Annotated in this window: 7 protein-coding genes; 4 read left to right on the top strand and 3 right to left on the bottom strand. The window is 69.7% G+C overall.

Translation table 11 applies throughout. The features are described 5' to 3' along the window. From nadE to QZ332_RS12295, 4 genes are all read left to right on the top strand, one after another. On the top strand, window positions 1–900 hold a 900-nt coding region (gene nadE, locus QZ332_RS12280; protein WP_295765873.1), incomplete at its 5' end, for an NAD(+) synthase. Next, window positions 897–2,189, top strand: a complete 1,293-nt coding sequence (locus tag QZ332_RS12285) for a glycoside hydrolase family 3 N-terminal domain-containing protein (protein WP_295765876.1) — start codon at window positions 897–899, stop codon at window positions 2,187–2,189. The genes nadE and QZ332_RS12285, both read left to right, overlap by 4 nt. An 81-nt stretch (window positions 2,190–2,270) precedes the next feature. Then, window positions 2,271–3,434, top strand: a complete 1,164-nt coding sequence (locus tag QZ332_RS12290; protein ID WP_295765879.1) for an alanine--tRNA ligase-related protein — start codon at window positions 2,271–2,273, stop codon at window positions 3,432–3,434. A 4-nt stretch (window positions 3,435–3,438) separates the two neighbouring features. Further along, a complete protein-coding gene (locus tag QZ332_RS12295; protein ID WP_295765882.1) occupies window positions 3,439–3,753 on the top strand; it encodes a DUF6881 domain-containing protein in 315 nt (104 codons plus the stop codon). 53 nt (window positions 3,754–3,806) lie between these two features. On the opposite strand, the gene QZ332_RS12300 is transcribed toward QZ332_RS12295, so the two are convergent. The 3 genes from QZ332_RS12300 to QZ332_RS12310 form a co-directional block, all read right to left on the bottom strand. After that, window positions 3,807–5,765, bottom strand: a complete 1,959-nt coding sequence (locus QZ332_RS12300) for an LTA synthase family protein (protein WP_295765887.1) — start codon at window positions 5,763–5,765, stop codon at window positions 3,807–3,809. Between the two features lie 51 nt (window positions 5,766–5,816). Further along, window positions 5,817–7,676: an LTA synthase family protein gene (locus QZ332_RS12305; protein WP_295765890.1), complete on the bottom strand. Its 1,860-nt coding sequence runs from the start codon at window positions 7,674–7,676 to the stop codon at window positions 5,817–5,819. Further along, on the bottom strand, window positions 7,676–8,106 hold a 431-nt coding region (locus QZ332_RS12310), incomplete at its 5' end, for a His/Gly/Thr/Pro-type tRNA ligase C-terminal domain-containing protein (protein WP_295765893.1). The genes QZ332_RS12310 and QZ332_RS12305, both read right to left, overlap by 1 nt.

Genomic DNA, 8,106 nt, shown 5'->3' on the forward strand with positions numbered 1-8,106 from the left:
CTGGAGCACACCGGGGCGAAGACCGCCGTGGTGGGCCTCTCCGGCGGGCTGGACTCCACGCTGGCGGTGCTGATCACGGGCCTTGCCATGAAGCTGCTGGACCGGCCCATGACGGACATCGTCGCCGTCACCATGCCCTGCTTCGGCACCACGGACCGCACGCGCAACAACGCCGTGATCCTGGCCGAGCAGATGGGGACCACCCTGCGGACGGTGGACATCGCCGCCTCGGTCCGCAGCCACTTCCGGGACATCGGCCACGACCCGGAGGACCATTCCGTCACCTATGAGAACGCCCAGGCCCGGGAGCGGACCCAGGTCCTGATGGACATCGCCAACGCCAGCGGCGGCCTGGTCATCGGCACCGGGGACCTCAGCGAGCTGGCCCTGGGCTGGTGCACCTACAACGGCGACCACATGAGCATGTACGGCGTCAACGCCTCCATCCCCAAGACCCTGGTGCGCCACCTGGTGCGCTACCTCTCCCGGGACGGGGAGGAGCCGGAGCTCCACGACGTGCTGGAGGACATCCTGGACACCCCGGTGTCCCCGGAGCTGCTGCCCGCCGTCCAGGGGGAGATCAGCCAGCGGACGGAGGACCTGGTGGGGCCCTATGAGCTCCATGACTTCTTTTTGTATCACGTCATCCGCTGGGGCTTCGCCCCGGGCAAGATCTTCCGCCTGGCCCAGCACGCCCTGGGGCGCAAGTACGGCCGGGAGGTCATCCTGAAGTGGCTGAGGTCCTTCTACCGCCGCTTCTTCTCCCAGCAGTTCAAGCGGGACTGCCTCCCCGACGGGCCGAAGATCGGCACGGTGTCCCTCTCCCCCCGGGGGGACTGGCGGATGCCCAGCGACGCCCAGGCCGCGCTGTGGCTGGCGGAGGTGGAGGCGCTGCGATGAGGGCGCGCCGCGGCGCGTGGTGCCTGGCCTGCCTCCTGCTGGTCCTCACCGCCTGCGGCGGGGAGATGGTGCCCCCCGCGCCGGGGGGGCCGGAGATCCCCCCGGTGGAGGGCGCCCAAGATCCGTCGGAGCTCCCCGGGGAGGACGGGGAGGCCGGAGGAGACGGAGAGACCGGAGAGGATGAGGAGCCGGCGGGGCCCGTGGAGGCGGCCCTGCGGGAGGAGCTGGAGGGCATGAGCCTGGAGGCCAAGGTGGGCCAGCTCTTCTTCGTCCGCTGCCCGGCGGAGAACGCCGTGGAGGACGTGCTGACCTACCACCTGGGGGGATACATCCTCTTTGGCCGGGACACCCAGGATGTGACGGCCAACGGATTGATCCAGGCCATCGCCTCCTATCAGGGGGCGGCGGCACGTCAGGACACGGCCATCCCCCTGCTCATCGGCGTGGACGAGGAGGGCGGCACGGTGGTCCGGGTCAGCTCCAACCCCAAGCTCCGGGACAAGAAGTTCTCCAGCCCCCGGAAGCTCTGGCAGCAGGGGGAGGACGGGCTCCTGGCGGTGGAGGCGGAGGCCCGGGAGAGGTCCATCCTCCTGAAGGCCCTGGGCTTCAACGTGGATCTGGCCCCGGTGGCGGACGTCTCCCAGGACCCGGGGGACTTCATCTATGACCGCACCATCGGCGAAGACGCCCAGGCGGTCAGCGCCTATGTCCAGCGGGTGGTGGAGGTCCAGTCCCGCTGCGGGCTGGGCAGCGTTTTGAAGCACTTCCCCGGCTACGGGGACAACGAGGACACCCATACCGGCGCGGCCGTGGACAGCCGGCCGGTCGAGACCTTCCTGGAGCGGGACTTCCTCCCCTTCCAGGCGGGCTTCGCCGCGGGGGCGGCCTCCCCGCCTATGCCCGCTGTGCTGGTGAGCCACAACATCGTGGAGTGCATGGACCCGGAGCTCCCCGCCTCCCTCTCGCCGGAGGTCCACCGCGTCCTCCGGGAGGACCTGGGCTTCGGCGGCGTGGTCATGACGGACGATCTGGCCATGGAGGCGGTGTCCAGATACGCGGTGGGCGGGGACGCGGCGGTGCTGTCCCTCCAGACCGGGAACGACCTGGTGGTGACCTCGGACTACCGCACCCAGATCCCCCGGGCGATCCAGGCCGTGAAGGACGGGACGCTGGAGGAGGGGCGGATCGACGAAGCCTGCCTCCGGGTCCTGCGGTGGAAGGTGGAGCTGGGCCTCCTGGAGCTGACGGAGGATGGGGGCCTGGGGCCCGCAGGGGCCCTCCGGGGCTGAGGTGGGCGCACCAGGGAGCCTGTGGGGCCGGGCCCGCTCGGGGGCCTTGGCCTGCACGATCTTAGGAAGGAGGATGGAGACATGGGGACGGAGAAACTTTACTACGACGACCCTTTTTTGAAGACCTTCCCCGCCGCGGTCCTGCGCTGCGAGGAGGCGAAGGGGGCCTGGAAGGTGGTCCTGGACCGGACGGCCTTCTACCCCGAGGGCGGGGGCCAGCCCGCCGACCATGGGATCTTGCGGACCGCCGCCGGGGAAGAGGTCCCGGTGACGGACGTCCACGAGCGGGACGGCGAGATCCTGCACACCTGCGCCGCCCCGCTGGAGGCCGGGGAGGCCGTCTCCGGATCGATCGACTGGCCCCGCCGCTTCGACCATATGCAGCAGCACTCCGGGGAGCATATCCTCAGCGGCATCCTCTGCCGGCTCCATCACTGCAGCAACGTGGGCTTCCACCTGGGGGCGGAGACCGTCACCATCGACTATGACGCGGACATCAGCTGGGAGGAGGCTCTGGAGGCGGAGCGCCTGGCCAACGAGGCCGTCTGGGCCGACGCCCCGGTAGAGGTCTCCTATCCCCCGCCGGGGGCCCTGGCGGCCCTGGAGTACCGGAGCAAGAAAGAGCTGACGGGGAAGGTCCGCATCGTCGAGTTCCCTGAGGCGGACCGCTGCGCCTGCTGCGGCACCCATGTCCTCCGGGCGGGGCAGGTGGGCCTCGTCAAGATCCTCTCCTGCCAGCGGTTCCGGGAGGGCGTGCGGATGGAGATCCTCTGCGGCGCCCGGGCCCTGCGGTATCTCTCCCGCGTCTATGACGAGGCCCGCGCCGCGGGGCAGCGCCTCAGCGTGAAGCCCCTGGAGGTCCTGGCCGCCGTGGGGCGGCTGGAGGGGGAGCTGGCCGCCGCAAAGGAACGCATCGCCGATCTGGAGCAGACGGCCTTCGCCGCCATCGCGGCGGAGCAGGAGGGCCGGGGGGACGTGCTGGTGTTCCAGGGCCCCATGCGCCCGGACAGCCTGCGCCGCCTGGCGGACGCCGTGGGGAAGCGCTGCGGCGGTCTGGCGGCGGTGTTCTCCGGGGGAGGGGAGGCGTGGTCCTATGCCCTGGTCCGGGCCGACGGGTCGGACGTCGCCCCCCTGGTGAAGGAGCTGAACGGGGCCCTCCAGGGCCGGGGCGGAGGCCGGAAGGGCTTCGCCCAGGGCAGCGTCCACGCATCGCAGGAGGACATCCGGCGCTTTTTTGGGAGGTGACGCCATGCAGTATGTACTGCTCGAATGGGACCACGACCTGGACGACGAGCCCTATCGGATCTACTCGGAGCTGGACGGCAGCCGCCGGGAGACCCGCCGGGTGGAGTTCTACCGGAACGGGCTCTCCTTCTCCTACGGCGGCGAACGAGGCGGCGAGGGGGCCCTGGCGCCGGAGCCCTTCCCCGAGGATCTGCGGGCCCTGCGCCCGGCGGGGGAGGAGGGGAGCTCCCATGCCCAGAGCATCCCGGCCGGCCTGTTCCACGAGATCTGGGCCCAGGCCCAGGAGCGGCCCGACGGCTTCCTGGGCATGTTCTTCTGAGCGCGGGAAGGCCCCGCCGTCGAGAGACGGCGGGGCCTTCCCAGCGCGTTTTTTCATGTCCCGGGAGGCCGGTCCATCTGCTCCGTGATGAACTGCTTCCCATACACGGCGTCATAGATCACCGCGTCCCGGAGCTCCAGCAGCTCCAGGGCCTCGGGGCCGAGCTCCGCGTCCTCCCGGCCGGAGCTGGGGCGTCCCTGGCCGTCCACGAAGTAGAGGTCCGTCTGGGTGAGGCAGACCTCCCGGACCTTCCCCAGCAGCGCCCAGTACCGGGACACCGGCTGTCCCGTCAGCTCCAGGAGCTGGGGGCCAAGGGCGGTGACGCTGCTCTCCGCGCGCGTCCCCGCCTGTCCGGCCAGCAGGGCCGGGTCGTTGGCCCAGATCAGGTAGTCCGTGGAGAACAGCTCGCAGACCTCCTCCGGGGTCCAGCTCTGGGTATCGTTCTCCGGGCACATGCCCAGGAGGGTGTACACCGTGTCCCCGCCGGGCATGAAGAGGTTGGGCCGGTGGTCCCCGAAGAAGACCACGATGGTGGGCTCCTCAATCCCCCGCAGGGCGTCCGTCAGCTCGCCCAGGGCCTGGTCCGCCCGGGTGATGCCCTCCAGCATGACCCGGATGACGTCCCGCTGGGCCGGCGTGAAGTCCTCGGCGATCAGGGGGATCTGGCAGGCGTAGTTGAACTTCTCCGGATCGAAGGGCTGGTGGTTCTCCATGGAGATGCCGTAGAGGAAGGCCCGTTTGCCCTGGCGGCGGATGGCCTCCATCCGCTCCAGCATCCCCTGGAAGAGGTAGCCGTCCCGCATGTAGTACCCGCCGTAGACACCGCCCTCCCGCTGGATGCCCATCTGCCGGATGTCCTCGGAGAAATAGAGGTCCTGGAACCCCATCAGGGGATAGGTGACGGTGCGGTTGTAGAGCGAATCGTCGAAGGCGTGGAGCATCTCCGCGGTATAGCAGCCGGAGGCGGTGTATTGCTCCGCCAGGGAGCCGAAGCGCTCGTAGACGGCGTCGTCCTGGAAGCAGAGGTTCGCCCCCGGCGGCAGGTCCAGGCCGTTCAGCCCATAGAGCATGGACATCTCGATGTATCCGGTGCCGTATCCCAGGTAGTGGCTGTGGAAGGTCCCGCTGATGCCCTCGGCCTCCAGAGCGTGGAAGTTCTCCAGCGGGTCGCCGCCGTACCGGAGCACCGGCAGGCGGGTGAGGTCGTAGAAGGACTCGGAGAGGATGAAGAGGATGTTGGGCGCCTCCGCCGTCCCGGGAGGCCCCTCCCCCAAAATCTCGTCCACCCGCTCCAAAAGCTCCAGCATGCGCCCCTCGCTGTAGCCCTCCGGAGGCGTCTTGGGTTGGGGGAACGCGTCCCGCCAGAGGGCCAGGGTCAGCCCGTGGAGGCCGTGGTTCTCCGCGGCGTCCATCCGGGTGTAGAAGTCCACCCCCAGCCAGCCGCCGACCGTCCGGGTCCCCGCTCCGGTGAGGAGCACCCCCGCCAGCGTCAGGGCGAACAGGCAGGACCGGGCCCGTGCGGCCCCCTCCAGGGCGGTGAGCCTCCGCGTCAGGAAGAGGAGGACCACGCAGATCAGCAGGGCCGCGCAGGCCATCCAGAAGTCCTCCGGCGGCGTCAGGTCCCCCGCCAGCCCCGCCACGTCCCCCGCCTGCGCCGCCAGGCCGAAGTCCGCCAGCTCCAGCGGCGTGCCGTTGATGGCGTTTTTGAACCAGTCCACCAGGGCCAGGATCAGGCCGGCCGCCCCCACCGGGACGGCGGCGGCCCACAGCCGCCCCGTCAGCGCCCCCAGGACCCCCGTGGGCACGGCCCAGAGCAGGGCGGTCATGGCCAAGTGGCCGGGATGGTCCCCGGCCCACTCCAGGACGCCGGGCAGGGTCCCCAGGGAGATCCACTGCATGGCGCCCCCCACCGCCAGCCCCATGCAGAGGGCGGCGGCGGCAAAGAGGCACAGCCGGAGCCATGGGGGCCCGATGGGGCCGCGCCGCTTTTTCAAAAGGATGTGTCGTTTCATCACGTGAGCCTTCCGGGGCCGGGGGAGGATCCCCGCGGCCCCGCCTTTTCGCTAGTCGTATCGGAACTCCCTGCGGTAGTAGTATTGGAGGCAGAGATAGGTCTGCAGGGCCCGCTCCCCCTCCTCGTCCAGCTCCGCGGTCAGCCGGCCGTCCCGGACGTACCGCCCATGATCGGTGAGCACGGGGATCTCCCGCCAGATGTCGGCGGTGGCCTGGGCCCAGGCGCCGCCGGTCCAGCCCAGCCGGTCGAAGAGCAGGTCCATCAAAAAGCAGGAGGAGACGTCCGGCCCTTCGCCGCTGAGATCGCCGCCCAGGGCCGCTTTGGCGGCGTCGTTGGCCCAGATGAGATACCGGGTGGCGTAGTAGTTGTAGAAGCCCTCCCTGCGGGAGAGGGTCAGGTCGATGCCCAGCTCCTGATAGCCGGAGTTGCTGTCGCCCAGCCAGGGCTTGTGATCGCCGAACACCACCAGCACCACGGGCCGCTCCTCCTGCCGGAACCGGTCGAAGAGCCATCGGAGCTGCTCCTGCGTATCCAGCAGGGAGCCCAGGTAGTTGTCCACGATGTTGGTGGTGGCCTCCGAGTAGCGGCCGTCGGTGAAGTGCTCCCCGCGCCAGGCCCCCTCCGTGCTGTAGGGGCCGTGGCCCTGATAGCTGACGTTGAAGGAGAAGTAAGGCGCGCCGCCGCCGTCCCGGTTCTCCTCGTAGAGCCGGAAGATCTCCGGGAAGAGGATGCTGTCCGGGGCCGGGCCGGTGGGGTTCAGCTCCCCGAAGCGGTCCTCGATGAAGTGGTAGTTGGGGATGCCCAGGTAGGCGTTGACGTTCCGGCGGTTGTAGAACCACGCGTAGCAGGGGTGGCACCCCTCCAGGGCGTACCCCTGGGAGCCCAGGTACCAGGCGTAGGAGTTCGTTTTGCCCCGGTAGTCCCGCTGATCGGCGAACCCGGTCAAAAAGGCCCGCTCCGTGTCGATCGTGCCGCCGCCGAAGATGTTGGTCACCAGGTCCCCGGAGAGGCCCTCCGCCTCCAGCTGGTGGTAGATGCCATAGGCCCGCTCCAGATCGACGCCCTCCGCGCCGCCGCAGCGGGAGAGGTCGGCGAATGCCTCCAGCTGGATGGTGATGAGGTCCACCTTCCGCGCGTCCGGGATGTCCTGGGGCGTATAGGACGCCAGCAGGGCCTCCGCCTCCGCCCTCCGATAGCCCTCCGGGGGCCGGACCGCTCCGGCGGAGACGCTGTGGAGGAAGGGGTAGACGAAGCCCTTGGACAGGTACTGCCGGGTGGCGGACCAGCGCTCGGTGACGTTGAACTGGGCCATGTTGTCCGTCTCCCCGCCGTACAGCCCGTCGTCGCCGCAGGCCGCCGCCATGGGGACGCACAGCGCCGCCGCCGTCAGCAGCAGGGCCAGCCTGGCCTTTTTCGGCAGCCGTCCCCGCGCGAAGCAGAGGAGGAAGACCGTGCCCAGGAGGAGGGCCAGGAGGCCGCACCACACCCGCTTGTCCGGCGTCAGGTCGTAGTCCGCCATGGAGGTGATGGCCGCCGCGTCCCGGAGGTTCCGGAGGTCTTGGTACATCAGGGGGTCGTCCCGGAAGCGGAGCTTATAGTAGTTCCCCAGGGAGAGGCCCAGGACCACGCCTCCCCCCGCCAGGAAGGCCGGCCCGGCCCGGCCCAGCGCCCCGTACAGCAGGGCCAGGAAAAGGACCACCGGCGCCAGGTTCAGGCACAAGAGCAGGGGATGGCGGAGGTAGCTGTCCATGATCGTGTCCGGATAGTCGCCATAGGCGAACAAAAGCGACAGCAGGCCCAGGCACAGCCCCGCCGCCAGCAGGATGCCGCCGTTCCACAGCCAGAAGACGGCCTGCCGCGCTTTGGGCAGGCCGTCCGGTCCCGTTTGGAGCAGCCAAGGTCTTCGCATCAGTAGGCCAGCTTCTCCGTGAGGTACGCCTCCAGGCCGCTGATGGGGATGCGGACCTGGGCCATGGAGTCCCGCTCACGGACGGTGACGCATTCGTCGCCGGCCTTCGACTCGTCGCCCACGGTGTCGAAGTCCACGGTGATGCAGTAGGGGGTGCCGATCTCGTCCTCCCGGCGGTAGCGCTTGCCGATGGAGCCGGTCTCGTCGAAGTCCACCATCCAGTCCTTGGAGAGCTGCTGCCAGATCTCCTGGGCCTTCGCGCTGAGCTTCTTGGACAGGGGCAGGACGGCGGCCTTGAAGGGGGCGATGGCGGGATGGAAGCGCATGACGGTGCGCACGTCCTTTTTCGCCTCGTCCACGACCTCCTCGTCGTAAGCCTCCACCAGCAGGGCCAGGGTCATCCGGTCCGCGCCCAGGGAGGGCTCGATGA

This window comes from uncultured Oscillibacter sp., from assembly GCF_910584465.1.
GTDB lineage: Bacteria > Bacillota > Clostridia > Oscillospirales > Oscillospiraceae > Oscillibacter.